The sequence below is a fragment of the Jiella sonneratiae genome, from assembly GCF_017353515.1.
Lineage (GTDB): Bacteria > Pseudomonadota > Alphaproteobacteria > Rhizobiales > Rhizobiaceae > Jiella > Jiella sonneratiae.
The window spans coordinates 142,027-167,292 of record NZ_JAFMPY010000004.1 but is presented as its reverse complement, the minus strand read 5'-3'; the positions used below and the strand labels follow the sequence as shown (position 1 = coordinate 167,292).

Below are 25,266 nucleotides of genomic sequence, written 5' to 3'. Positions count from 1 at the left end.
GGTCTTCTTCGCCCGGCCGGCCTGACGGTCAGGCGGTCAGGCGGTGCCTTCGGCGTCCATCTGCCCGAAGGACGGCATTTCGTCGCGGATGCGCGACAGCACCCCGACGAAGGCCCGGGCAAAGCCGTAGAAGCGCTCGCCGACCTCCTCGCGATCGGCGACGCGCATCGTGTCCCCGTCGAGATCGAGCACCGCGAAGAACACCCGGCCCGTCCGGTCGGCGCCCCCGCCCATGTGGATCGCGGCGATCTCGCTGGTGTCCTCGAAGGAGCCGTCGGCCGGCATGGCGAAGAGGAACTCGCCGCCGATCATCTCGGCCGCGTGGCGCACGCAGTCCTCGAAACTCGTCTCGCCGAGATCGCTCGTGCCGAGCGCGAGCTCGAACTCGACCGCCTCCACGCCCTCGCCTGCCTCGAACGGATCGATGTCGGCCACCTCGTTGGTCTGCATGCCGAACCCCCTGTTTCGCTTGTCCTTGGCGGCGGTTGTGGCGCGGGGAAATGTCCAAACTTTGTCCGCCGCCGCGCGACTGGACAAGCCGGCGGCTTTGGCGACACAGTGGCGCAACCAGAAAATCGCCGGCGCCGGGGAGCCGCAAGGGGCGCCGAAACGGGAGGAAGACGACATGCGCGGACTGATGCAGGACTGGCCCTTGCTCTGCTCCAAGGTGATCGACCATGCCGCCAACGAGCATCCGCTGCGCGAGGTCGTCAGCCGTTCGGTCGAGGGGCCGATGCACCGGACGAACTACCGCGAGGTGCGCGACCGGGCGCTGAGGATCGCCCAGCGTCTCGAAAGCGAGGGCTACGGGCTCGGCGACCGCATCGCCACCATGGCCTGGAACACCTGGCGCCACCTCGAATGCTGGTACGGCATCATGGGCGTCGGCGCGATCTACCACACCCTGAACCCGCGGCTGTTTCCCGAGCAGCTCGCCTGGATCATGAACGACGCCGAAGACAAGCTGATCTTCGTCGACATCACCTTCGTGCCGCTGGTCGAGGCGCTGGCTCCCAGCGTTCCGAGCCTGAAGAAGGTCGTCGTCCTCACCGACGCCGCACACATGCCGGAGACGAAACTCAAGAATGCCGTCGCCTACGAGGAATGGCTGAAGGAGGCCGACGGCGATTTCGCCTGGCGCAGCTTCGACGAGAACACCGCCGCCGGCATGTGTTACACCTCCGGCACTACCGGCAATCCCAAGGGCGTCGTCTACTCCCACCGCTCCAACGTCCTGCATTCGATGATCGCGCAGGCGCCGGACGCGATGAATCTCTCCTCCGCCTCCCGCATGCTGCCGATCGTGCCGTTCTTCCACGCCAACGGCTGGGGCATCGCCCTGACCTCGCCGATGACCGGCGCGTCGCTGGTCATGCCCGGCCCGAAGATGGACGGCGCGTCGGTCTACGAGATCCTGACCGAGGAACGGGTGACCTGCACCGCGGCGGTCCCGACCGTCTGGCTGATGCTGCTCCAGCATCTGGAGGCGCATGGCGGCGACCTGCCGGATCTCGAGCGTGTCATCATCGGCGGCTCGGCCTGCCCGCGCCGGGTCACCGAGGCGTTCCAGAACCGCTACGGGGCGCAGGTCGTCCACGCCTGGGGCATGACCGAGATGAGCCCGCTCGGCACGCTCTGCGCGATCAAGCCGGAATATGCCGGGCTCGAAGGCGATGCGCTGCTTGCGGTGGAGGAAAAGCAGGGATTCCCGCCCTTCGGCGTCGAGATGAAGGTGACGGACGACGCGAACCGCACCCAGCCGCGCGACGGCAGGACCTTCGGCCGGCTGAAGGTGCGCGGGCCGTCGGTCGCCAAGGCCTACTACAAGAACCAGGGAGCCGAGCTCTTCGACGCCGACGGCTGGTTCGACACCGGCGACGTCGCCCATATCGACCAGCACGGCTACATGCAGATCACCGACCGGGCGAAGGACGTCATCAAGTCGGGCGGCGAGTGGATCTCGTCGATCGAGATCGAGAACATCGCGGTCGGCCATCCGGACGTCGCCGAAGCCGCGGTGATCGGCCTCGCGCATCCCAAATGGGACGAACGGCCGCTGCTCGTCTGCGTGCGCAAGCAGGGCCGCGAGCCGAGCAAGGCGGATCTCCTCGCCTTCCTGGAAGGCAAGATCGCCAAGTGGTGGATGCCCGACGACGTCGTCTTCGTCGAGGAGATCCCGCACACGGCGGCCGGCAAGATCCGCAAGACGGCGCTCAGGGAGGAATTCCGCGACTACGTCCTGCCGACGCGCTGAGGCCGGCGCGCCGAAGCCGGCGCCTTGGGACGGCGCGGCCGGACGGGCGTGCCAGCCGCGTCTCCGGCTGGTATAAGAACGTCCCGACGCCGACGTCGGCACGACGGTTCTGGAATGAGCTAGATGAGCCTTGTCTTCGCCAGCCTGCCGGTCTCCGGCCATTACGTCCGCAAGCGCCTGCGGCTGGCCGGCTTCGCCCGCTGGCTCGCCGTCCTGGCGATCGTCCTGGTGGCGGCCGGCTTCGGCATCTTCAGGGCCGGCGGAATCCTGCCGCAGGCCCTTGCCCTCATTCTCGTCCTCGCCGCGACGATGGCGTGCCTCTCCTTCCTCATCGCCGTCTACGGCCTCGTCCGGGTCTGGTTCTCCGGCCTTCTCGGCGGCGGCAAGGCGATCGCCGCCTTCGCGCTGTCGCTGTTCGCACTCGCGCCCTTCGCTTTCGCGACCTTCCTCGCGGTCGACAATCCGCGCGCCAATCTCGCCTATACCGAGGGCATGGAGCCCGACCCGATCGCCGACGTGATCGACGCGCCGCGACACGTCCCGCCGCGCTGGCAGCGGGCGATCAGCGCCGAGGACCCGCCGAGCGTCGTCACCGGGCGGCGCTATCTCGCGGCCGCGCCCGAGATCTACAAGGCCGTCCGGCTCGTCCTGTCCGACGAGAAGTGGCCGGTCGACGACGTCAGCCTCGGCGATCCGGACGCAGCGCCCGACAACGAGGTGGAGGGCGACCTCGGGGTCAGCGGCACGGTGAAGGTGCCGGTCCCGACCTTCCGGGCCGAGGCCGAGCGGCTCAGTCCCGCCGATCTCGTCGGCACCCGCGACAGCGACCAGTACCGGATCGTCGCGACCGCGCGCGACTTCCTGCTCGGCCTGCCGAGCACCGTCGAGATCCGCGTCGTCGAAGACGGCAGCGAGACCTTCGTCGACGCGCGCTCGACCTCGCAGAAGATGGAGATCGACTTCGGCCAGAACCGCCGCTTCCTGGAAGGCTTCTTCGCCGACCTCGACGCCGCGCTGGCCGGGCAGGTGTCGAACGCATCCTGACCTGCCGCTTCACCTCCTTCTCCCGCCGCGGCGCGCGGGCTCAGCGAGCCGCCGGCCAGTAGACCGCGGCGCCGCCGGGCGAAGCGGCCGAGCACACCAGGCGGCGGGCCTGAAGATCCTCCAAATGCGCGAGTACCGACAGGCCGGCGGCGCCTTGCAGCCGCGGGTCGAGCCCCGGATAGATCGCCGCGACGATCGCCGGGATCGTCTCGTCGCCGGCATCGAGGCGCTTCAGGATCGCCGTCTCGCGCATCCGCCGGTGATGGAGCAGCGCCTTGACGAAGGAAACCGGGCGCTCGACCGGGCCGCCATGGCCCGGCAGATAGCGGGTCTCGCTGCGGGAAAGCAGCTTTTCGAGCGAAGCCATATAGTCACCCATCGAGCCGTCGGGCGGCGCGACGACGCTGGTCGACCAGGCCATCACGTGGTCGCCGGACAGAAGGATCCCCGAGCCGGAAAGCGCCAGCGCGACGTGGTCGGAGGCGTGGCCGGGCGTCGCGACGACCTCGACGCTGCGGTCGCCGAGATCGAGGGTCTCGCCGTCTTCGAGATGACGGGCAAAGGCGAGGTCGCCGGCCGGCTCGGCGTCGAGCACCGGCACGCCGGCGGCAGGCGGCGGAGCGGCCTTTCGCCGGGCGCCGAGGAGCGGCGCCGAAACTTCCGCAGCGAGGCGCATCGCCAGGGCGGAATGGTCGGAATGGGTGTGGGTGAGGATCACCGCCTCGACCCTGCGCCCGTCGACGGCCTCGAGAAGCGCGGCGAGATGCGCCTCGTCCGCCGGTCCGGGATCGACGACGAAGCAGCGGGCGGCGTCGCCGACGACGTGGCTGTTGGTCCCCCTGAAGGTGAAGGGCGACGGGTTGTCGGCGGTCACCCGCAGGATGCCGGGGGCGACGGACACCGGCCTGCCATGGGCGGGATCGAAGGCGGTCGAGAATTGCGGCTCGCGCGAGCCGTCGGAATCGGAAGCGGGGTCGGTCATCGGAGCACGCTAACAGAAGCCGGCGGCAGCCGCTCGGGCGATCCGACCTGAAGCGTCGCCACGGGTGGCATGCTCGCGGCAAATCGCCTATCTCCCGAAACGACATCGAGTATCGGATCAATCGCCGGCATGATCAGCCAGAAAGCCAAATACGCGCTGCGGGCCCTCATCGCCCTCGCCCGCGCCGGCGACGCCGGGCTGGTCACCGCCGAGATCGCCGAAAGCCAGACGATCCCGCGGAAATTCCTCGAACAGATCCTGCTCGACCTGAAGCGCGTCGGCATCGTCCACAGCCGGCGCGGCAAGCTCGGCGGCTATTATCTGCTGAAGCCTGCCGACGCGATCACCTTCGGCGAGGTGCTGCGCCTCATCGACGGGCCGATCGCGCCGCTGCCCTGCCTCAGCCGCATCGCCTATCGCCGCTGCGCCGATTGCCGCAGCGAGTCGGCGTGCGAGATCCGCCGCGTCTTCGCCCAGGTCGCCCAGTCGGCCCGCGACGTGCTCGACCGCACGACCATCGCCGACGCCCTCGCCCAGCAGGGCCGGGCGGCGGCGGCCGTCGCCGAGGCCGAGGCCTGACCGTAGACGGCGCCGCCCTTCCGGCGGACGTTGCACCCGACAACTGCCGCCATCCCTATGGCTCGTCACCGGCCGGTGAACCGGCGCGCGAGGCTGCGGCGTGGCTTGCCTGTCTCGCCGCCCGGCGGCGGCGCCATGGCACGCGATGCGGTGCCGCGCCTCCTGTCCCGCCACCGCGTCATCGCTCCGAAACGATCCCTATTGACAAACCCTATCGGTTTAATCGAGATTAATACCCGACTATCTCGGTCGACAAATGAGGGTTTCATGCGCAATTCCGTGAAGGCCGCCCTTTTCGCGGCCGCCGTCTCGATCCTCGCCGCAGGGACGGCCCGGTCCGAGACACTGCTCAACGTCTCCTACGATCCGACGCGGGAATTCTATCGGGACTTCAATACGGCCTTCGCTGCGAAATGGCAGGCCGAGGGTCATCCTCCGGTGGCGATCCGCATGTCGCATGGCGGTTCGGGCGCTCAGGCCCGCGCCGTCGTCGACGGGCTCGACGCCGACGTGGTGACGCTGGCGCTCGCCGCCGACATCGACGCCATCGCCAGGGCGACGGGCAGGATCCCCGCCGACTGGCAGGGCATGCTGCCGGACAACAGCTGCCCCTACACGTCGACCATCGTCTTCCTGGTGCGCAAGGGCAATCCGAAGAACATCCGGGACTGGGACGATCTTGCCAGGGAGGGCGTCGCCGTCGTCACGCCGAACCCCAAGACCTCCGGCGGGGCGCGCTGGAACTTCCTCGCCGCCTGGGCCTATGGCGAGAAGAAGTTCGGCGGCGACGAAGCGAAGGTGCAGGACTTCGTCGCCCGCATCTACCGCAACGCCCCGGTTCTCGACACCGGCGCACGCGGCGCGACGACGACCTTCGTCCAGCGCGGCATCGGCGACGTGCTCGTCGGCTGGGAGAACGAAGCCTATCTCGCGCTGGAGCAGCTCGGCCCCGACGGCTTCGACATCGTCACGCCGTCCCTCTCGATCAAGGCCGAACCGCCGGTCGCGCTGGTTCCCGGCAATGCCGGCAGGAAGGGCACCGAGGAGGCGGCCCGGGCCTATCTCGACTTTCTCTACGCGCCCGCCGGCCAGGCGCTCGCGGCAAAGCACTACTTCCGGCCGTCCCACCCCGAGGACGCCGCGCCGGAAGACCTGAAGCGCTTCGCCAGGCTCGACCTCGTCACCGTCGCCGACTTCGGCGGCTGGGCGAAGGCGCAGCCGCGCTTCTTCGGCGACGGCGGCGTCTTCGACCAGATCATGAAACCCGGCGAGTGAGGCCGCGATGACCGCCGCCCTCCTCCCGCGCTTTGCCGCCGGCACGCTGCCGCGCCTGCGCCAGCCGAGCGTGCTGCCGGGTTTCGGCCTGACGCTCGGCTTCACCCTCCTCTATCTGTCGGCCGTGGTGCTGGTGCCGCTCGGCGCGCTGGTGGCGAAGGCGGCGGGCCTCGGCATTTCCGACTTCGCCGCGCTGGCCACGGACCCGCGCACGCTGGCGGCGCTGCGGCTTTCCTTCCTCGCCGCGCTCGCCGCGGCGAGCATCAACGCCGTCTTCGGCGTCCTGGTCGCCTGGGTGCTGGTGCGATACGACTTCCCGCTCCGGCGGGTCGTGGACGCCGTCATCGACCTGCCCTTCGCGCTGCCGACCGCCGTCGCCGGCATCGCGCTGACGGCGCTCTATGCCCCGAACGGCTGGGTCGGCCAGTATCTTGCGCCGCTCGGGCTGAAGATCGCCTATACGCCACTCGGCGTCGTCGCGGCGCTCACCTTCGTCGGCCTGCCTTTCGTGGTGCGCACCGTCGAACCGGTGCTGCGCGACCTCGACCGCGACGTCGAGGAGGCGGCGGCGACGCTCGGGGCCTCGCGCCGGCAGACGGTGTTCCGGGTCGTCCTGCCGGCGCTGCTGCCGTCGATCCTCACCGGCTTCGCGCTGGCGCTGGCCCGGGCGGTCGGCGAATACGGCTCGGTGATCTTCATCGCCGGCAACATTCCCTACGTCTCCGAGATCGCACCGCTGCTCATCGTCATCAGGCTCGAAGAATACGACTACGCCGCGGCGACGGCGCTCGCCGCCGAGATGCTGGGAATCGCCTTCCTCATGCTCCTGACGATCAACCTGATCCAGGCGGTCGGCCGCCGGAGGCTCGGGCGCCATGCGTAGAAACGTCGAACCCGTGGCATCCGCGGCTCCCCTCGATCGCCCGGCGAAAAGCGGCCTCGAAGCGCGCGATCCCGCAAGGCGCCGCTGGCAGGCGCCGACCGGCGAGCGGCCGGCCGTCCGCCGGCTGCTCATCGCCGCCGCCCTCGCCTTTCTCGGCTTCGTCCTGGTGCTGCCGCTGGTCCTCGTCTTCGTCGAGGCCCTGAAGGGCGGCGTCGGGGTCTATCTCGCCGCGCTCGCCGATCCCGACGCACTGGCGGCGATCCGGCTGACGCTCCTCGTCTCGGCGATCGCGGTGCCGGCCAATCTCGTCTTCGGCCTCTGCGCCGCCTGGGCGATCGCCAAGTTCGACTTCGTCGGCAAGAGCTTCCTGATCACTCTCATCGATCTGCCGTTCTCGGTCTCGCCGGTGGTCGCGGGCCTCGTCTTCGTGCTCATCTTCGGCAGCCAGGGCGCTCTCGGCCCCTGGCTCTCCGACCACGGCATCGACGTCGTCTTCGCCGTTCCGGGCATCGCGCTGGCGACGATCTTCGTCACCTTCCCCTTCGTCGCCCGCGAGCTGATCCCGCTGATGCAGGAACAGGGAACCGGCGACGAGGAGGCGGCGATCTCGCTCGGGGCGAGCGGCCTCCAGGCGTTCCGCCTGGTGACGCTGCCCAACGTCCGCTGGGCGCTGCTCTACGGCGTGCTCCTCTGCAACGCCCGGGCGATGGGCGAGTTCGGCGCGGTCTCGGTGGTCTCGGGCCACATCCGCGGCGTCACCGACACGATGCCGCTGCATGTCGAGATCCTCTACAACGAATACGCCTTTCCGGCCGCCTTCGCCGTCGCCTCGCTGCTCGCCCTCCTCGCCCTCGCGACGCTGCTCCTGAAGAGCCTGCTCGAATGGCGGCACGGCGGCGGGCTGAAGCCCCGCCGCGGCCACTGACACGGTTTCCGGCAGATCACTTTCGTGATGCCGGAAACAACGACGCTCATTCACCGCGCGGGCTTGATACGAGACCGGCTCTGATCGAGCGGATCTCGTATGACGGCCCATCCAACTTTAACCCGATCCGCTCCGGAGACAGTCCATGGACATCAGCATCCGCAGGCTCCGCAAGGAATTCGATCGCTACCCGGCGCTGCACGGCGTCTCGCTCGACATCGCCTCCGGCGAGCTCCTCGCCCTTCTCGGCCCGTCCGGCTCCGGCAAGACGACGCTGCTGCGGCTCATCGCCGGCCTGGAATTTCCGACCTCGGGCGCGGTGTTCTTCGGCGCCGAGGACGCCTCGCAGAAGAGCGTGCGCGAGCGAAACGTCGGCTTCGTGTTCCAGCATTACGCGCTGTTCCGCCACATGAGCGTCGCCGACAACATCGCCTTCGGCCTGAGGGTCCGCGACCGGGCGACCCGCCCGCCGGAGGATGTGATCCGGCGCCGCGCCGCCGAACTGCTGGAACTCGTCCAGCTCCCGCAGATCGGCAACCGCTTCCCCCACCAGCTCTCCGGCGGCCAGCGCCAGCGCGTCGCGCTCGCGCGGGCGCTCGCCATCGAGCCGCAGGTGCTTCTCCTCGACGAGCCCTTCGGCGCCCTCGACGCCAAGGTCCGCAAGGAGCTGCGGCGCTGGCTGCGCGAACTGCACGAGCGCACCGGCCACACGACGGTCTTCGTCACCCACGACCAGGAGGAGGCGATGGAGATGTCCGACCGGGTGGTGGTGATGGGCCAGGGCCGCATCGAGCAGGTGGGCGCGCCCGACGAGATCTACGACCGGCCGGCCTCGGCCTTCGTCCACGGCTTCATCGGCGATTCGAGCGCACTGTCGGTCACCGTCGACCGCGGCGAGGTCTTTCTCGGCCGCCGCAGCCTCGGCCCGCTCGCCGCCGGCCTGCCGGACGGCCCGGCGCGCATGCTGCTGCGCCCGCACGACCTGGAGCTCACCGCCCAGTCGGCGGGCGCGATCGCCGGCCGCATCGCCGCCGTGCGGCGCCACGGCGGCGCCCGGATGATCGAGCTCGAGGTCGGCGACAAGGGCGAGCGCCTGGAAGTCGCGGTGCCGGCGTCGACGCCGATTTGCCCCGAGCCGGTGCAGGCCTTCCGCCCGCTGCGCTGGCAGATCTATCCCGCCGGCTGAGCGGCGCGGCCGTCTTCGGCCATCCGGGGCGGAGCCGCGGCGGCTTTCGGGCCGGCCCCGCCGGACCGGCGTCTCACGCGGCAGGCGCCCCGCGCTACTCGTCGCCCGGCACGCCGTAGGAGGGTGCCGCGCGCGGATCGAGGGCGCGCGTGACATAGGCGTCCATCTGCGGCCGGTAGATCGTCCAGAGCCCGGCGAGCGCCTCGATCGGGCAGTCCTCCGTCCAGTCACAGCGCAGATCCGCCACCGGCCAGGCGACCGCGTCGACGAGGCGCATCGCGGCCGAATGCACCGGCCCGGCCTCGCCGCCTGCGGCAAGCCCCGCCCGCATCGCCGCGATCAGCCGGTCGCCGAGATGGCCGGCGGAGGCGAGGAAGGCCGCGACGATCGCCTCCGGCACCCCGGCATCGGCGAGGAGATTGCCGCCCGAGGCGACGTTCTCGGCGCTTGCCTCGGCAAAGACGCCGAGGGCATGCGGACCGGAATGGATCGCCGCGCGGCCCTTTGCGTCGACGACGAGCAACTGCCGGTATTCGATGAAGCGGCCGCGCCGCTTCGCCTCTTCCACCGCCTCTGCGGCGCTGGCGCCGCGCTGCATCGCGTCGAGCACCAGCGGCCCGAGCGTCGGGTCGGTGACGTTCTGCGAGGCGACCGCGCCGACGCCCGCCCGGGCATAGACGCACCGCGCCCCGACGGCGGGCGAGGAGGAGGAGACCGCGACGCCGAACATGCCGGTCTCGGCGCAGCGCGCGACGAGCGAGAAGGTCATCGGCTCACTCCGGGATGACGGCGGTCGCGTCGATCTCGACCAGCCATTCCGGACGGGCGAGCGCGCTGACGACGAGGCCGGTCGAGACCGGATGGACGCCTTTGATGTATTCGCCCATCGTGCGGTAGACCGCCTCGCGGTGGCGCACGTCCGTCAGATAGACGACCACCTTGACCAGGTGCTCCATGCCGCCGCCGGCCTCCTCGATCAGCTGCCGGATGTTCTGCATCACCTTGTGGGTCTGGGCCACCGGATCGTGGCTGTCGAGATTGACTGCGTCGTCGAGATTCTGCGGGCATTGGCCGCGCAGCCAGACGGTCTTGCCGCCCTGCGTCACCACCGCCTGACAGAGATCGTTGTCGAGATTCTGCTCCGGATAGGTGTCCCGGGTGTTGAACTTGCGGATGCGGGTGTGAGCCATGATGTGCCGTCCTGTCCTCGAAGCGGGCGGGCAAGCCCGCCGGCCCCGCCCCTGGCGTGAAGAAATCCGTGGCGCCGGCGGGCGGAGCCCGCCGCGCCGGGCCTGCCGTCAGCCGTCGGGGCGTCCGCTCGACGGGCTGTAGAGGCGATAGCTTCGCCGCGTCGCGATGTGGTCGGCGACGAAGCGCGCATCGTGCCAGACGCCCCAGATGAAGCTCGAGCCACGGCGCGACAGCCAGGGCAGGCCGACGAAATAGAGCCCCGGCTCCGGCGAGACGCCGCGCCGGTGCCGCGGCCGCCCGGCCGCGTCGAAGGCGTCGAGATGGAGCCAGCCGTAGTCGGGCGCGTATCCCGTCGCCCAGACGATCGCGGAGACGCCGGCGGCGGCGAGATCGAGGTCACGGATAGGATCGGTCAGAGACGCCGGATCCGCCTCGATCCTGCGGGCCTCCGGCTCTTCGGGAAGGTCGAGGCCGTAGCGCACGACATAGGCGTCCGCCTCGTCGAGAAGCGCGGCATGGCTGGCGTCGCCCCGGGCGATGGTCTCGCAAAGGTCGGGGGCGAAGCCGGCGACACCGTCTCGAACCGTCTCGGTGCGGCCGACCAGCGTGATCCCCTCCGCGGCAAGGCGGCGAAAGTCGATGGTGCGGCCGCCCCGGGCGCCGCTGACGGCGATGGTCACGTGTTCGGCGCCCGCCTCCGGGGTCTGGGCGTCCCACTTGCCGAGGACGCCGAGCCACCAGACGAAGTCGCGGCCGCGATAGGCGCGGGGCGGACGCTCGTGCGGCCCGACCGACAGATAGACCCGCCGGCCGGCGCGGCAGAGCTCCTCGGCGATCTGGACGCCGGAGGAACCGGCGCCGACGACGAGGACGGCGCCGGCCGGAAGCTGGTCGGGGTTGCGATAGCCGCTGGAGTGGATCTGCAGGACGCCCGGCAGACCGGCGGCGATCTCCGGGATGACCGGGCGCTGGAACGGCCCGGTCGCCGCCACGACGTTGTCGGCGCGGTAGCTCCCGGAGGCGGTCTCGACGAGAAAGCCCGGCCGGCCCGGCTCGCGCCGCACCGCCGTCACCGCGACACCGCAGCGGACCGGCGCGCCGATCCTTTCGGCATAGGCGACGAAATAGTCGGCGACCGCCTCCTTCGGCGCGAAGGCGTCCGGATCGAGCCCGTCGAAGGCCATGCCCGGAAAGCGGTCGTGCCAGGCCGGCCCGTTGGCGACGAGGCTATCCCAGCGCTCCGAGCGCCAGCGCTCGGCGATCCGCGCGCGTTCGAGGACGAGATGCGGCACGCCGGCCCGGCCGAGATGTTCGCTCGTCGCGATGCCCGCCTGGCCCGCGCCGATCACCAGCGTGTCGATCGTCTCGACGGACATCCGATCGTCCTCCTGCCGGGTGGGCGGCGCCGGGCGCCGGCCGGACCCATGTCGGCTTCCTGCTCGTTACTTCGCACCCTGCCGGCCGGAAAGCGATACCGATTTTCGGGCTCATCGCGGCCCTGGGGCGGCCGGGGCGGCCGGGGGCGGCCCTGCGCGGTCGCGGGGCACCGGCCGCGCGGCCACCCGGATCGCGCGCCGCGCCTCAGGCCGCGACGAGGTGGCCGCCGCCGAGATCGCGCAGCTTGAGCCGCGCCGGTTCGTCGCCGACCCGGCGCACCGGGCTCGGAATGTCCTGGTCGAGCCGCGGGAAGGCGTGGCGCTTCCGCGACGGATCGGGCACCGGCACCGCCGCGATCAGCCGCTGGGTGTAGGGATGCTTCGGATCGGTGAAGATCTGGTCGCGGGTCCCGGTTTCGACAATCTGGCCGAGATACATCACCGCGACGCGGTCGGAGATGTTCTCGACGACCGCCATGTCGTGCGAGATGAACAGGAAGGCGATGCCGAACTCGGCCTGCAGCTCGCGCAACAGCTCCAGCACCCGCGCCTGCACCGAGACGTCGAGCGCCGAAACGCTCTCGTCGGCGATGATCAGCTTCGGGCGCAGCGCCAGCGCCCGGGCGATGCAGATGCGCTGGCGCTGGCCACCGGAGAATTCGTGCGGATACTTGCCCGTATCCGCCGGCGACAGGCCGACGCGCTCGAACAGGCCGGCGACGCGCTCGCGCCGCTCGGCGCCCGAGGCGACGCCGTGGATCAGCATCGGCTCGGCGACGAGATCGCCGACGCTCATGCGCGGGTCGAGCGAGGCGTAGGGGTCCTGGAAGATCATCTGCACGTCGCGGCGCAGCGCCTTCGCCTCGGACCTCGGCAGGCCGGCGATGTTGCGCCCGCCGACCAGGATGTCGCCCTCATAGGGGACGAGGCCGGCGATGGCTTTCGCCGTCGTCGACTTGCCGCAGCCGCTCTCGCCGACCAGCGACAGGGTCTCGCGGTCGCCGACGGAAAAGCTGACGCCCTCGACGGCGTGGACGCGGCGGTCGACCCGGCCGAGGAGGCCGCCGTGAAGGTCGAAGCGGACGGCGAGGTCGGCGACTTCGACGACCGGCACCGGCCGCGCGGCCCCGGCCGCCGGCAGTTCCCGCAACCGCGTCGCGACGCGGCCGGCGCCTTCGCCGATCCGCGGCACCGCGGCGAGGAGTTCGCGCGTATAGGCCTCGCGCGGGTTGGAAAAGATCGTCGCCGCGGCGCCGCTCTCGACCATTCGGCCATGGCGCATGACGACGACCCGGGCAGCCATCTCGGCGACGACGCCCATGTCGTGGGTGATCAGGATCACCGCCGTGCCGAGATCGCGCTGCAGGTCGCGCAGGAGTTCCAGCACCTCGCCCTGCACCGTCACGTCGAGCGCCGTCGTCGGCTCGTCGGCGATGAGGACGTCCGGGCGGAGCGCCAGCGCCATCGCGATCATCACCCGCTGGCGCATGCCGCCCGAGAGTTCGTGCGGATGCTGGCCCATGCGGCTCGCCGCCTCCGGGATGCGCACGGCGTCGAGCGCCGCGACGGCGCGCCGCTTCGCCTCGCCCCGGCCCACCGGCTCGTGCGCCATGATCGCCTCCGTCAGCTGCCGGCCGATGGTCAGCACCGGGTTCAGCGAGGTCATCGGCTCCTGGAAGATCATCGCGACGCGGCTGCCGCGGACCGCCCGCATCCCGCCTTCGGAAAGGTCTGTGAGCTCGCTGCCCCCGAGCCGGATCGAGCCGCCGGCGATCTTCGCTCCCGGCTTCGGCAGGAGGCCCATGATCGCCAGCGCGGTCATCGACTTGCCGGAGCCGGATTCGCCGGCGATGCACAGCGTCTCGCCGCGCATGAGCTGGAACGAGAGGTTCGAGACCACCGGCCGCGGCCCGTCCTCGCCGGCGACGACGACGGTGAGCCCGTCGACGGCGAGCACCGCGTCGCTCCTGGCCGGCAGAGCGCGCCGCGGCGCGCGTGTCATGGTGGGAATGAGGCTCATCGCATCGCCGGGCAAAGGGTGGCCGCCTTTGACACTTTGCGGGCGGCCCAAGATGACGGGAGGCTGTCTCGAACGCTGGCTGCGTGTGCGTTATCGCAAGGGCGATTGCTGAGGTCGACGCCACGACCCCCCTCTGCCCTGCCGGGCATCTCCCCCGCAAGGGGGGAGATCGGCCAGTCGCTTTGGCTGCCGCCTCTCTTCGACGTCGCATATATCGCGCCACCATCGTCGCGCGTGATCTCCCCCCTTGCGGGGGAGATGTCCGCCCTTCGACAATGGCTCAGGAGGACAGAGGGGGGTACGGCAGCGACAGCCGCAGCATTGCCGAAGCAGGCCGCCCTCATCCCACTTCGTCTTTCGCCGATCATTCGAAGACGCAGCGCGGGAAGTAGAACGACACCACCCAGTTCGGCATGTCGACGATCTCCGAGATCCTGAGGTCGCCGCAGGTCGAGACCAGCATGTAGGCGTCGACGGGATCGAGCTGGTATCGCCCGGCGAGGAGGTCGACCATCTGGGAGACGGCCTCCTTCGCGCCGGTCATCAGGTCCGGCCCGATGCCCGTCGTCACCTCGTAGCCCTTGGCGTCGAGGTGGCGCGTCACCGGCCCCGGCGTCGTGAAGCGCGGCATCTTCAGATTGGCCTGCTTGACGAGATCGAAGGTGAGCACCGTGGTCATCGGGCTCTCGATCGCCGTGCCGCAGACCTCGCCGTCGCCCTGGGCGGCATGGGTGTCGCCCACCGAGAACAGCGCACCGGCAACCTCGACCGGCAGGTAGAGCACCGTGCCGGCCGCAAGGTCGCGGATGTCGAGATTGCCGCCGACCCGCCGCGGCGGGACGACCGAGTGATGGCCGGGCTCGGCCGGGGCGACGCCGATCGTGCCGCAGAACGGCTTCAGCGGCACCCGCCCGGTCTTGCCGAACAGCGCCGGCTCGAGGCTGTCCGGGTCGTATTTCCAGAGCGTCAGCGCCGGTTCCTTGAAGTCGTCGGCAAGCAGCCCGAAGCCGGGGATGTTCGCCGTCCAGCCGAAGCCCGACGGCGTGAAGCCTTCGATCGTCACCTTCAGCGCGTCGCCCGGCTCGGCGCCGTCGATATAGATCGGCCCGGTGACCGGGTTGATCTTGCCGAAGTCCATCGCCCCGACGTCGGCGACGGTGGAATCCGGCGTCAGCTGTCCGGCCGAGGAGTCCATGCATTCGAACGCGACGGTGGAGCCGGGGGCCACCTTCTCCGCCGGCTGGAACGTGTTGTCCCAGCCGAAATGGTGGTGGCGCGAATGGATCGTATAGTCGCAGTTACTGCACATCGGTCACATACACGTAGTCGTAGTTGATCGGGATGTGGACGGGATCGACATAAAGGTCGTCGGCGCCGCCCATGCGCTTGGACTTCATGGTGAAGCGCTGCTCGTTGAAGACCGGCACCCAGGGCGCGTCGGCCATCACCTTGCCGTAGACGTCGCTCCACATCTTGTCGCGTTCGTCCTTCTTCGCCGGATCGACGATGGAATCGGCCTTGGCGGCCTCCTTGTCGAGATCCTCGTTGCAGTACCACGACCAGTTCCAGCCGCCGGGCGTCGCGCCGGCGCAGCCGAGAATCGGGCCGTAGAAGTTCGACGGATCGGGGAAGTCGGCGATCCAGGCCATGCCGCCGGACCAGATCATCGGCGCCTCGTCCTTGGCGCCGCCGGCGGCGATGACGTTCGCCTGGGCGAGCGCCTTGATGTCGGCCTTGATGCCGATCCCGGCGAGATCCTGCTGGATCGCCTGGGCGATGCGCGGATTCGGATCGGTGTTCATGACGTAGAGCTCGGTCTCGAACCCGTCCGCGAAGCCGGCATCCGCCAGCATCTCTTTGGCCTTGTCGGGGTCGTACTGGTAGCCCTCGAAGCTTTTGTCGTAGCCCGGCATCGAGGGCGGCAGCGGCTGGTTCGCCGGGATCGCCCGGTTGTTGATCATCTGGACGATGCGATCCTTGTTGATCGCCATATTCACCGCCTGGCGAACCTCCTTCTTGTCGAAGGGCGGCATCGTCACGTTCATGGTGATGTAGCCGGTCTGGAGCTGGCCGCCCTCGACGACGCGCGCCTTCTGCTCGGGATCGCTCATCACCTCGCGGAACTTCGCCGGCGGAATGCCGTCGCCGGGAATGTCGACCTCGCCCTTCTGCAGCCGGAGCAGCGCGACGATCGGCTCCTGGCCGATCTCGAAGGTGATCTTGTCGAGATAGGGCACACCGTCGCGCCAGTAGTCCGCGTTCTTCTGGAACACCAGCTGCTGGCCGATGGTCCAGTCGGCGAGCTTGAAGGCGCCGGTGCCGACCGGATGGTGGCCGAAGTCGGCGCCCCACTTCTCGACCGCCTCGTGCGGCACGACCGAGGCGAAGTTCAGCGCCATCACGTGCAGGAAGGTCGCGTCCGGCCGCGACAGGGTGATCTTCACCGTCGAGGGATCGACGACCTCGACGCCGGCGAGATGGTCGGCCTTGCCGGAAGCCACGTCGTCATAGCCCTTGATCGAGCCGAAGAAGCCGGCGCCCGGCGACTGGGTCTTCGGATTGGTGACCCTGTCGAGCGAATATTTGACGTCGTCGGCGGTCATCTCGCGGCCGTTGTGGAACTTGACGCCCTTCCTGAGGTGGAAGGTGAAGACGGTCCCGTCGTCGGAAATGTCGTAGCTCTCGGCGAGCGCGGGGCGCAGCTCCGTCGTGCCGGGAACGTAGTCCATCATCGCGTCGAACAGGCTCTTGATCATCGACCAGTTCTGCCAGTCGTAGCCGATCGCCGGATCGAGGGTGGAGACGTCGTCCTTGTAGGTGACGACGATGGCGCCGCCCTCCTTGGCGTCAGGGTCCGGCGTGTATTCGCCGGCCTGCGCCGAAGCGGCCGCGGCCTTGTCCTCGGCGAAGGCCGCGGGGGCGGCGAGGAGCGCGAGCGTCAGCGCCGAGGCGGCGACGGTCGAGGCGAGGAATGCTCTCATCGGCGAAAATCCTTCTTCACTGGAGCTTGATGCGGGGATCGATGAAGGGGGTGACGAGGTCGGCGAGGAGGTTGCCGAGGACGATGGCGCAGGCCGAGACCAGCGTGACGCCCATGATGATCGGGATGTCGACGCGCTGGATCGCCTGCCAGGCGAGCTGGCCGATGCCCGGCCAGCCGAAGACGCTCTCGACGACGACGATGCCCGACATGAACAGGCCGATGTCGATGCCGATCATCGCGATCACCGGCAGGATCGCGTTGGGCAGGGCGTGGCGGAACAGCACGGTGGCGCGCTTCAGCCCCTTGGCCCGGGCGGTGCGGATGAAGTCCTGGCGGAGCACGTCGACCATCGCCGAGCGCATCATCCGCGAGTACCAGCCGGCGCCGAGGATGCCGAGCGTGACCGAGGGCAGGACGAGGTGGGAGAACGAGCCGTAGCCGCCGATCGGAAACCAGGAGAGCCGGACGGCGAAGACGTAGAGGAGCAGCAGGCCGACGACGAACTGCGGCGCCGAGACCCCGACGAAGGAGCCGACCATCAGCGCCTGGTCGAGCGCCGTGCCGCGCTTCAGCGCCGCGACCAGCCCCATGGTGAGGCCGAGCGCCAGTTCGCAGACGATCGCCCCGACCATCAGGAGCAGGCTCGCCGGCAGGCGCGCGGCGATCAGCGTCGAAACGTCGGTGCGCTGCAGGTAGGAGCGGCCGAGATCGCCCTGGACGAGGCCGAGGAGGTAGCGGCCGTACTGGACGACGAAGGGCTGGTCGAGGCCGAGCTGGTGGCGGATGTTCTCGACGGTCTGGGCGCTGGCCGCGCGGCCGGCGATCTGGCGCACCGGATCGGCCGGCAGGACGTAGAGCAGCGCGAAGGTGATCAGCGAGACGCCAAAGAGGATCAGCACGGCCTGAACGAGACGGCGCAGGAGGTAGGCTGCCATCACAAGCGCCCCCGCTGGGTGGGGTCGAGGATGTCGCGCATCGCGTCGCCGACGAGGTTGAAGGCAAGCGCCAGGGCGAGGATCGCGGCGCCGGGGAAGAACACCAGCCACGGCGCCGCCTGGAAGTAGGTCTGGTTTTCGAAGATGATGTTGCCCCAGGAGGCGGTCGGCGGCTGCACGCCGACGCCGAGATAGGAGAGCGTCGCCTCGAGCAGCACCGTCGTCGAGATGCCGAGCGTGCCCCAGACGATGATCGTCGGAAGGAGGTGCGGCAGGATGTGGCGGAACAGGATGCGGGGCGTCGACGCGCCGATCGAGCGCTCGGCCTCGACGAATTCGCGCCGCGCCAGCGAGGAGGTCTCGGTATAGACGACGCGCGCCGTCTGCACCCAGTTCACCAGCGCGATGACGAGCGCGACGATCCACAGGCTCGGCGAGAGCACGGCGGCGAGGCAGATCGCGAGAAGCAGCGCCGGAAACGCCATCATCAGATCGGTGAAACGCATCAGGACGGTGCCGATCCAGCCGCGGAAGAAGCCGGCGGTGATGCCGACCAGCGAGCCGATGAAAAGCGCGACGCCGTTGGCGACGATGCCGATGACCAGCGAGGTGCGCGCGCCGTAGAGGATGCGCGTCAGCAGATCGCGGCCGAGAAGGTCGGTGCCGAGCAGGAACTTGCCGCCGGGCGGCATCGGCGCGCCTTCGAGGCTGAGGCCGTCGAACATCTGGTCGTTCGGATCGAAAGGCGTCAGATACGGCGCGAAGACCGCGCCGCAGACGGTGAGGAGGATGACGGCAAGGCCGATCAGCGCCAGCGGCCGGCCGAGCAGCCGGGAGAAGACGCCGCGCCGGCGCCTCGGCGCCCCCGCTTCGTTCGCCGGGGCGGTCTCAACCACGAGCTGGCCGCTCATCCCGCCCTCCCTTTTCTTCGAGCTCGAGCACCTTGCGGGCCGCCTCCTCGACGGTGAGCTGCCAGCTCATGGCGAGGGCCCTCAGCTGCTGATAGGCGCGCTCCTCGCCGACGCCGCTGCCGGCAAGCGCCACCACGGCCCTGACGACGGTCTGGCGCTCGGCGACCCTCGCCTTCAGCGCGCGCACCTCGCCTGCGAGGCTCCGGCGGGCCTCGAAGCCCTGGCGGGCGATGAGCAGCGCCGTATAGATGCCGGAATTGCCGACCGGCTTGACGAGATGGCTGTCGGCGCCCTGGGCGAGCGCCCATTCGATGCGGCCGGGCGCCTCCGAGCCGATCAGCGCGATCAGCGGCATCGGCGCCTCGCCCGGGCGCCAGGGAAACTGCGCGTCGTAGCCCATGTCGGCGTCGAAGAAGACGAAGTCGGCGGCGAGCGCGTCGGCCGGAAGCTCCGGCCAGCATTCCACCGCGTCGAGGCCGATCGCGGCCAGCTGGCGGGCGAGCGCCGTCGTCGTCTGGTGCGGACGGTGCAGGACGAAGGCCCTCGCGCCGCCGAGATTGGGGATGCGGGCGCGGCGGGTCACGAGACCGCCCTGAGGGCCGGCCGGCCGAAGACCTTGGCCGGATCGTAGCGCGACAGATAGGGGTCCGGATCGACCCGGCCCTGCGACGCCTCGACGATGGCGAAGCGGCCGCCGCTGACCCTGCCGATCCTCACCGGCAGGCTGGCATGCTGGGTCTGGGGATCGATGGCGATCTCGCCGAAGGGGGTCGAAAAGCTGCGGCCGGCGAAGGCGAGCGGCGCGGTACCCGGCCGGGGGCCCTCCGTTGTCCCGCCCTCTTCCGCCCCGCGCTCTTTTGCCCCGAGGAGATCGGCGAGGACGAGGACGGAGGAAAACGCCGCGACGAAGAAGGACGAGGGCTGCGCCGGAACGGCGACGCTCCCGGCTGCCTCCGGCGCCTCCGGCGCCTCCAGTGCCTCGAGTGCCTTCCACGGCCAGGGCTCCCCGGCCCCGAGGAACCACGGGCCGACGGCGACGAGCCCCTCGCTCGCCGGGCCGATCGCCGGCAGTTCGATCTCCGTCAGGTTGCAGGAGAGCACCGGGCAGCGCTCCGGCGAGAAGGCCGGATCCTGCTTCGCCAGTTCCCCGAGCGCGGCGAGGAAGGCGTAGGAGGACGGGCCGATCAGGTGATTGAGGACGAAGCTCGGCCTGACCGCGCGGATTTCGGCGACGAGGCGGGAGACGTCGGTGTCGCCGAGCGGCAGGTAGCGCTCGGCGAGCACCTGCCCGCCGGCGTCCTGGACGAGGTCGCGGGCGACGCGGTTGGTCTCCCAGCCCCAGATGTAGTTCGAGCCGACGAGGCAGGCGTTCCGGCCGTAGCGCGGCAACACATGGGCAAAGAGCGGCACGAGATGCTGGTTCGGCGAGGCGTGCATGTAGACGACGTGTTCGTTCGCCTCGAACCCCTCGTAGGGACAGGGATACCAGAGCGTCGCGCCGGTTTTTTCGAGGACCGGGATCACCTCCTTGCGGCTCCAGGAGGTGACGCAGCCGACGACATGGCGGGCGCCGCCGCGGGTGATCTCCTCGCAGAGCGGGGCGTAGCGGTCGATCTGGCCCTCCGGGTCGCGCTCGACGGGCTCAAATTCGACGGCGGCGTCCTTGTCGGCATTGACGGTGGCGATCGCCAGCATCGCGCCGGCACGGCACGCCTCGGAGAGCAGGTGGTAGTTGCCGCTCCGCGAGAACAGGATGCCGATTTCGACGTGTCGCTTCGCCAAGGAGAGACTTCCCAGAAAGACGAAAGCCCCGCCGACGGGATCCGCAAAGGCCGGGATCGCGTCTAACGGGGCTCGAATGCCGTCCGGCGGTCATGGCCGGTATGTGGGGCAACCGTAACAGCGCGAACGGGGGTGTCAAGCGTGATGGGCAGACCGGCAGACTGCGCAAGGATTGGGCAGAATTTGACCAAATGCGGCCGCACACGCCTGCGTCATTCGCGCCCGCCGCGGCTGGAACTGGCGGCCGGCCGCAGGCCAGGCGTCACCCGCGCGGGGCGCTTCGGCAGGCGGAAAGATCCGGCAGGATCGCCGGCCGCGGCCAGCCCTGCGGCGACAGGACGGTCATCGCGACGCCGAAAACCTGGGTGAGGACGCCGCTCGAAAGCACCCGGTCCGGCGCGTCGTCGGCGGCGAGGCGGCCCCGGTCGAGGACCAGCATCCGGTCGGCGAAGCCCGCCGCGAGGTTGAGGTCGTGGAGGACCGCGAGCGCGACGCCGCCGGCCTCGGCGAAATCTTTTGCGATCGACAGGACGTCGAGCTGATGGCGCACGTCGAGGCTGGCCGTCGGCTCGTCGAGGATGAGCAGCTTCGGCCCCGCCTCGCCGACGGCATCGCCGACCTGGCAGAGGACGCGGGCAAGCTGCACCCGCTGCTGCTCGCCGCCCGACAGCTCCGGATAGAGCCGCGCGCCGAAGTCCTCGAGATCGACCGCGGCGAGCGCGGCGGCGACGGCCCGGCGGCGGCCGGCCGGCGACAGGCCGGCGCGCATGCGAAGCCCGAGGGAGACGATCTCGTAGACGGTGAACGGAAAGGCGACGGTGCTCGCCTGCGGCAGCACGGCTCGCAACCCGGCGAGCCGGGCCGCAGGCATGGCCGCGACGTCGGCGCCGTCGTGGCGGACGCTTCCGCCCGTCGCGGGTCGTTCGCCGCTGATCGCACGCACGAGGGTCGACTTGCCGGCGCCGTTCGGGCCGACGACCACGGTCAGGCTGCCGGGCAGGAGCGACAGCGACAGCGGCCCGAGAATGCGCCTTGCGCCGAGCACGACCTCGACGCGGTCGAGCGTCACCGGCATCGCGTCAAAAGCCCGTCAGGTCGCGGCGGCGCAGCAGCAGCCAGAGGAAGAACGGCGCCCCCAGCGCGGCGGTGATGATGCCGATCGGCAGTTCGGCCGGCGCCACGAGGACGCGCGCTCCCATGTCGGCGAGGATCAGCAGCAGCGCCCCGGCCAGCGCCGAGGCGGGCAGCAGGAAGCCGTGATTGGCGCCGACCGCGAGCCGCAGCAGATGCGGCACGACGATGCCGACGAAGCCGATGATGCCGGAGACGGCGACCGCCGCCCCCGTCGCGGCGGCGACGAGGAAGATCGACAGGCGCTTCAGCCGCTCGACCTTCAGCCCCATGTGGAAGGCCTCCGCCTCGCCGAGCACCATCGTATCGAGACCCCGGGCGAGGAACGGCGCCGCGGCGACGACGGCGAGCATGACCGGCCCGGCGACGAACAGCTTCTGCCAGGTCGCGCCGCCGAGGCCGCCGAGGCTCCAGAAGGTGATGTCGCGCAGCTGCGTGTCGTTGCTGGAAAAGATCAGGAAGCCCATGATCGCCGCGGAGAAGGCGCCGATCGCGATGCCGGCGAGCAGCATGGTCGCGACGGAGGTGATGCCGCCGCGCGTCGCGATCGCATAGAGAAGACACGTCGCGGCGAGGCCGCCGCAGAAGGCGGCGAGCGGCAGGGCGTAGCTGCCGAGAAGCGCGGCGATCCCGGCGAGCGGACCGCCGGCGAGCACGATCATCGCCACGGCGCCGAGCGCCGCACCGGAAGAGACGCCGACGATGCCGGGATCGGCGAGCGGATTGCGGAACAGCCCCTGCATGACCGCCCCGGCAAGCGCCAGCACCGCGCCGATCAGCGCTCCCATCAGGATGCGCGGCAGCCGGATCTGCCAGACGATGATCACCTCGCCGGAGGGAAAGTCCGCCGTCTGCGGCCCGGCCCGGAGGATGTCGAGGACGCGGGCCGGCGAAAGGCCCGACGGGCCGACGCCGAGCGCCAGGATGCCGACGAGGACGACGCCGGCGAGGAGCACGATGAGGGCGACAGCCTCGTCGAAGCGGCGGTCCCCGGCCGGGCGCACCGCGGCAAGCCCCCCGGCGCGCCCGCTCATGGCGCCGGCTCGATGCGGCCCGGATAGAGCCGCGCGGCAAGGTCGCGCGCCGCATCGGCGGTCCGCGGCCCGAAGCCGAGCAGATAGCCGGCATCCATCCTGACCAGTGCCTTTTCGCGGCCCGCCGGGGTCGCGGCGAGGGCCGGCAAGGCGAAGGGATCGGCAGCCGCATGTTCGGGGCCGGCGCCGCTCATCATCAGGACGACGTCCGGCGCCAGCTCGGCGGCGGCTTCCGGCGAAAGGGTCTTGTATCCCTTGACTTCGGCAAAGACGTTGGTGCCCCCAGCGAGCCTGATCATCGCGTCCGCCGCGGTGCCGGAGCCCGCCGCCATCGGCCGCCCGTCGACGATCGACAGGACGAAGAGCACGCGCTTGCGCTCACCGAGTTCGGAGAGTCGCGTTTCCAGCCGGCCGAGCTTCGCCTCGACGGTCTCGGCGAGATGCGCGCCGGCGGTCTCCTTGCCGACCGCCGCGGCGATCGTCTCGATCTTCCTGCCGATCGCCTCGACCCCGTGCCCGGCGGGGACGTTGACGATCGTCACGCCCGAGGCCTTCAGGAGATCGATCGCCGCCGGCGGGCCGGAGCCTTCCTCCAGAAGGACGAGATCCGGCGACATTGCGAGGACGCCCTCGGCCGACAGCGCCCGCATGTAGCCGACGCTCGGCTTTGCCGCGGCCTCAGGCGGATAGACGGCGGTGGTGTCGACCGCGACGATGCGGTCTTCGGCGTGAAGCGCGTAGAGCGTCTCCGTGACCGCGCCGCCGACCGCGACGATCCGCTCGGCATGGGCGGCCTCCGCCGGCCCCGCCTGCGCGGCTTCGGCCCCGTGCGGGGCGGCGAACGGCAGGAGGGCCGCGGTCAGGGCCATGGCCGCGACGAGCCGCGCGCTTCGCGGCGCGAGTTTCCGATCGAAACGCTTCGACATCGAGAGGTGCCCTATTTGTTGAGGATGAGTTTGCCGGATTTCGTCAGGCGCAGGCGGTAGACTGCCGGGCCGAGACGGATCTCCACCTCGTGGCCGTCACCGAAGAGCTCGCTCGCCGCGACGGAGCGCCTCGGCGGGGCGACGCCCGGCTCGTCATGGGCCGGGCCCTGCGGCTTCACCCATTCCTCATCCTCATGCACTTTAGAACCACTCCACATTATGCAACGAAATCAAGGCTCTATAACTTGATTTTCATTATCATATTATTGGCCGCGGTCAATCGTCCGCTTGCGGTCTCTGCCGCGGATCGCTCGAATGGGGGCGCAAACGTGAAACGCCGGCCACGAGGGGCCGGCGCGAGGGTGCTGCCGCAGCATTGCGGCTCCGGAATGCGGCGTCGCGACGTCAGGCGAGCGTCGCCATCACCGCGTCGACGGCCTCGGCGGTCTTTTCGACGATCAGATCGGCATCCTCTCTGGTCAGGCAGAAGGGTGGCGCGAATCCGAGGATGTCGCCCTCCGGCATCGCCCGTCCGATGACGCCGCGCTCGAACAGCGCGGCGGCGATTCTGGCGCCGACCTTGAGGGAGGGGTCGAAGAACGCCCGGTCGTCTTTGTCGGCGACGAATTCGACGGCGGCGAGCAGCCCCTCGCCGCGAACCTCGCCGACATGCGCCTTGCCTTCGAGCGCCTGCTTCAGGCCGTTCAGAAAGTACGGCCCGACGTCGCGGACGTTCTCGACGAGGTTCAAGTCGTCGATGAGCGTCAGATTGGCGACGCCCGCCGCCGCGCAGATCGGATGCGCCGAATAGGTCCAGCCATGGCCGAAGGCGCCCAGATCGTCGGCGCCCTTGACCAGCCCCTCCCACATCCGCTCCGAGACGATCGAGCCGGAAAGCGGCGCATAGGCCGAGGTGAGGCCCTTGGCGATGGTGATGAGATCCGGCTTCATGCCGTAGTGGTCCGAGCCGAACATCGAGCCGAGCCGGCCGAAGCCGGTCACCACCTCGTCGGCGACGAGCATCACGTCGTATTTGTCGAGCACGGCCTGGATCTTCTGCCAGTAGCCGGCCGGCGGCGGCACGATGCCGCCGGTGCCGAGCACCGGCTCGCCGATGAAGGCGGCGACCGTCTCCGGCCCTTCCGCGAGGATCAGGCTCTCGAGTTCGTCGGCACAATGCTGCGAGAACTCCTCCTCGCTCATCGAGCGGTCCTCGCGGCGGAAATAATAGGGCGAGACGGTGTGGAGGATCGGCGCCCGCGGCAGGTCGAAGGCCTCGTGGAAGAGCTTCAGGCCGGTCAGCGAGCCGGTCATCACGCCCGATCCGTGATAGCCGCGCCAGCGCGAGATGATCTTCTTCTTCTCAGGCCGGCCGAGGACGTTGTTGTAGAACCAGATCAGCTTGATGTTGGTCTCGTTGGCGTCCGATCCCGACAGGCCGAAATAGACCCGGCTCATGTGGTCCGGCGCCCGGTCGACGATCATCTTCGCGAGTTGGATCGAGGCGTCGGTGCCGTGGCCGACATAGGCGTGGTAATAGGCGAGCTCATGCGCCTGCCGGGCGATGGCGTCCGCCACCTCGGTGCGGCCGTAACCGACATTGACGCAGTAGAGCCCCGCAAAGGCGTCGACATGGGTGCGGCCCAAGGCATCGGTGATGCGCACGCCCTCCCCGCCGGTGATCACCCGCGTCGGCGCCTCGCCGCGGGCGTGAAGGCCCATATGCGTCGAGGGATGGAAGAAGTGATCGCGGTCGAAGGCTTCGCGTTCGTTCGAGGCGTCGAGCATGGTGACGGCTCCTTTCTCTCAAGGGTTCGAAAAGGCGGGTCGGACGGTCAGCCGCCCGCCG

General features: G+C 70.0%; 24 protein-coding genes. 7 read left to right on the top strand and 17 right to left on the bottom strand.

The annotated features are described in order from the left end of the window. Positions 1–36 precede the first annotated feature (36 nt). Positions 37–450 (bottom strand): hypothetical protein, encoded by a 414-nt coding sequence (locus J1C47_RS04825; protein ID WP_207349592.1) that lies wholly within the window; start codon positions 448–450, stop codon positions 37–39. A 175-nt stretch (positions 451–625) separates the two neighbouring features. Here J1C47_RS04825 and J1C47_RS04820 point away from each other — a divergent pair, with 175 nt between their 5' ends. Both J1C47_RS04820 and J1C47_RS04815 read left to right on the top strand, forming a co-directional pair. Continuing rightward, positions 626–2,254 (top strand): long-chain-fatty-acid--CoA ligase, encoded by a 1,629-nt coding sequence (locus J1C47_RS04820; RefSeq protein ID WP_207349591.1) that lies wholly within the window; start codon positions 626–628, stop codon positions 2,252–2,254. 123 nt (positions 2,255–2,377) lie between these two features. Continuing rightward, positions 2,378–3,298, top strand: coding sequence for a DUF1499 domain-containing protein (locus tag J1C47_RS04815; RefSeq protein ID WP_207349590.1), 921 nt, complete (start codon positions 2,378–2,380; stop codon positions 3,296–3,298). 40 nt (positions 3,299–3,338) lie between these two features. On the opposite strand, the gene J1C47_RS04810 is transcribed toward J1C47_RS04815, so the two are convergent. Then, on the bottom strand, positions 3,339–4,280 hold the full coding sequence (locus J1C47_RS04810; protein WP_207349589.1) for an MBL fold metallo-hydrolase: 942 nt from the start codon (positions 4,278–4,280) through the stop codon (positions 3,339–3,341). A 129-nt stretch (positions 4,281–4,409) separates the two neighbouring features. On the opposite strand from J1C47_RS04810, the gene J1C47_RS04805 reads away from it, so the two are divergent. The 5 genes from J1C47_RS04805 to J1C47_RS04785 all read left to right on the top strand — a co-directional run bounded on the left by J1C47_RS04805 (position 4,410) and on the right by J1C47_RS04785 (position 9,128). Further along, positions 4,410–4,859 carry an RrF2 family transcriptional regulator gene (locus J1C47_RS04805; protein ID WP_207349588.1) on the top strand — a complete coding sequence of 150 codons (450 nt, stop codon included), beginning with the start codon at positions 4,410–4,412 and terminating at the stop codon, positions 4,857–4,859. Positions 4,860–5,126: 267 nt separating this feature from the next. Beyond that, positions 5,127–6,134 carry a sulfate ABC transporter substrate-binding protein gene (locus J1C47_RS04800; protein ID WP_207349587.1) on the top strand — a complete coding sequence of 336 codons (1,008 nt, stop codon included), beginning with the start codon at positions 5,127–5,129 and terminating at the stop codon, positions 6,132–6,134. A 7-nt stretch (positions 6,135–6,141) separates the two neighbouring features. Further along, complete coding sequence (gene cysT / locus J1C47_RS04795) at positions 6,142–7,017, top strand: sulfate ABC transporter permease subunit CysT (RefSeq protein WP_207349586.1); 876 nt, start codon at positions 6,142–6,144, stop codon at positions 7,015–7,017. Continuing rightward, on the top strand, positions 7,010–7,942 hold the full coding sequence (cysW, locus tag J1C47_RS04790; RefSeq protein ID WP_207349585.1) for a sulfate ABC transporter permease subunit CysW: 933 nt from the start codon (positions 7,010–7,012) through the stop codon (positions 7,940–7,942). The genes cysT and cysW overlap by 8 nt, the downstream gene beginning before the upstream one ends. 145 nt (positions 7,943–8,087) lie before the next feature. Then, positions 8,088–9,128 (top strand): sulfate/molybdate ABC transporter ATP-binding protein, encoded by a 1,041-nt coding sequence (locus tag J1C47_RS04785; protein WP_207349584.1) that lies wholly within the window; start codon positions 8,088–8,090, stop codon positions 9,126–9,128. Between the two features lie 94 nt (positions 9,129–9,222). Here the strand turns inward: J1C47_RS04785 and J1C47_RS04780 are convergent, their stop codons facing one another. From J1C47_RS04780 to J1C47_RS04710, 15 genes are all read right to left on the bottom strand, one after another. Further along, positions 9,223–9,897: a DUF1028 domain-containing protein gene (locus J1C47_RS04780; protein ID WP_207349583.1), complete on the bottom strand. Its 675-nt coding sequence runs from the start codon at positions 9,895–9,897 to the stop codon at positions 9,223–9,225. Positions 9,898–9,901: 4 nt separating this feature from the next. Then, positions 9,902–10,318, bottom strand: coding sequence for a RidA family protein (locus J1C47_RS04775; protein WP_207349582.1), 417 nt, complete (start codon positions 10,316–10,318; stop codon positions 9,902–9,904). 108 nt (positions 10,319–10,426) lie between these two features. Continuing rightward, a complete protein-coding gene (locus J1C47_RS04770; RefSeq protein WP_207349581.1) occupies positions 10,427–11,695 on the bottom strand; it encodes a flavin-containing monooxygenase in 1,269 nt (422 codons plus the stop codon). Between the two features lie 205 nt (positions 11,696–11,900). After that, positions 11,901–13,715, bottom strand: coding sequence for an ABC transporter ATP-binding protein (locus J1C47_RS04765; RefSeq protein WP_245396361.1), 1,815 nt, complete (start codon positions 13,713–13,715; stop codon positions 11,901–11,903). Positions 13,716–14,079: 364 nt separating this feature from the next. Further along, entirely contained in the window at positions 14,080–15,024 is a 945-nt protein-coding gene (locus tag J1C47_RS04760; protein ID WP_207349580.1) for an acetamidase/formamidase family protein, read from the bottom strand. Beyond that, positions 15,014–16,696, bottom strand: a complete 1,683-nt coding sequence (locus J1C47_RS04755) for an ABC transporter substrate-binding protein (RefSeq protein ID WP_207349579.1) — start codon at positions 16,694–16,696, stop codon at positions 15,014–15,016. The genes J1C47_RS04760 and J1C47_RS04755 overlap by 11 nt, the downstream gene beginning before the upstream one ends. Before the next feature lie 16 nt (positions 16,697–16,712). Then, positions 16,713–17,633 carry an ABC transporter permease gene (locus J1C47_RS04750; protein ID WP_207349578.1) on the bottom strand — a complete coding sequence of 307 codons (921 nt, stop codon included), beginning with the start codon at positions 17,631–17,633 and terminating at the stop codon, positions 16,713–16,715. Next, on the bottom strand, positions 17,633–18,544 hold the full coding sequence (locus J1C47_RS04745) for an ABC transporter permease (RefSeq protein WP_207349577.1): 912 nt from the start codon (positions 18,542–18,544) through the stop codon (positions 17,633–17,635). Before J1C47_RS04745 ends, J1C47_RS04750 begins: the two co-directional genes overlap by 1 nt. Continuing rightward, entirely contained in the window at positions 18,522–19,127 is a 606-nt protein-coding gene (locus J1C47_RS04740) for an ANTAR domain-containing protein (protein WP_207349576.1), read from the bottom strand. The genes J1C47_RS04745 and J1C47_RS04740 overlap by 23 nt, the downstream gene beginning before the upstream one ends. Next, on the bottom strand, positions 19,124–20,326 hold the full coding sequence (locus J1C47_RS04735; RefSeq protein WP_207349575.1) for a transporter substrate-binding protein: 1,203 nt from the start codon (positions 20,324–20,326) through the stop codon (positions 19,124–19,126). Before J1C47_RS04735 ends, J1C47_RS04740 begins: the two co-directional genes overlap by 4 nt. 262 nt (positions 20,327–20,588) lie before the next feature. Further along, positions 20,589–21,395 carry a heme ABC transporter ATP-binding protein gene (locus J1C47_RS04730; RefSeq protein WP_342591933.1) on the bottom strand — a complete coding sequence of 269 codons (807 nt, stop codon included), beginning with the start codon at positions 21,393–21,395 and terminating at the stop codon, positions 20,589–20,591. A gap of 10 nt (positions 21,396–21,405) precedes the next feature. Continuing rightward, positions 21,406–22,491: a FecCD family ABC transporter permease gene (locus tag J1C47_RS04725; protein ID WP_207349573.1), complete on the bottom strand. Its 1,086-nt coding sequence runs from the start codon at positions 22,489–22,491 to the stop codon at positions 21,406–21,408. Beyond that, positions 22,488–23,417 (bottom strand): heme/hemin ABC transporter substrate-binding protein, encoded by a 930-nt coding sequence (locus J1C47_RS04720; protein WP_207349572.1) that lies wholly within the window; start codon positions 23,415–23,417, stop codon positions 22,488–22,490. The genes J1C47_RS04725 and J1C47_RS04720 overlap by 4 nt, the downstream gene beginning before the upstream one ends. 11 nt (positions 23,418–23,428) lie before the next feature. After that, positions 23,429–23,617 (bottom strand): hemin uptake protein HemP, encoded by a 189-nt coding sequence (hemP, locus tag J1C47_RS04715; RefSeq protein ID WP_207349571.1) that lies wholly within the window; start codon positions 23,615–23,617, stop codon positions 23,429–23,431. Positions 23,618–23,822: 205 nt separating this feature from the next. Next, positions 23,823–25,205, bottom strand: a complete 1,383-nt coding sequence (locus J1C47_RS04710) for an aspartate aminotransferase family protein (protein WP_207349570.1) — start codon at positions 25,203–25,205, stop codon at positions 23,823–23,825. Between the last annotated feature and the right edge of the window lie 61 nt (positions 25,206–25,266).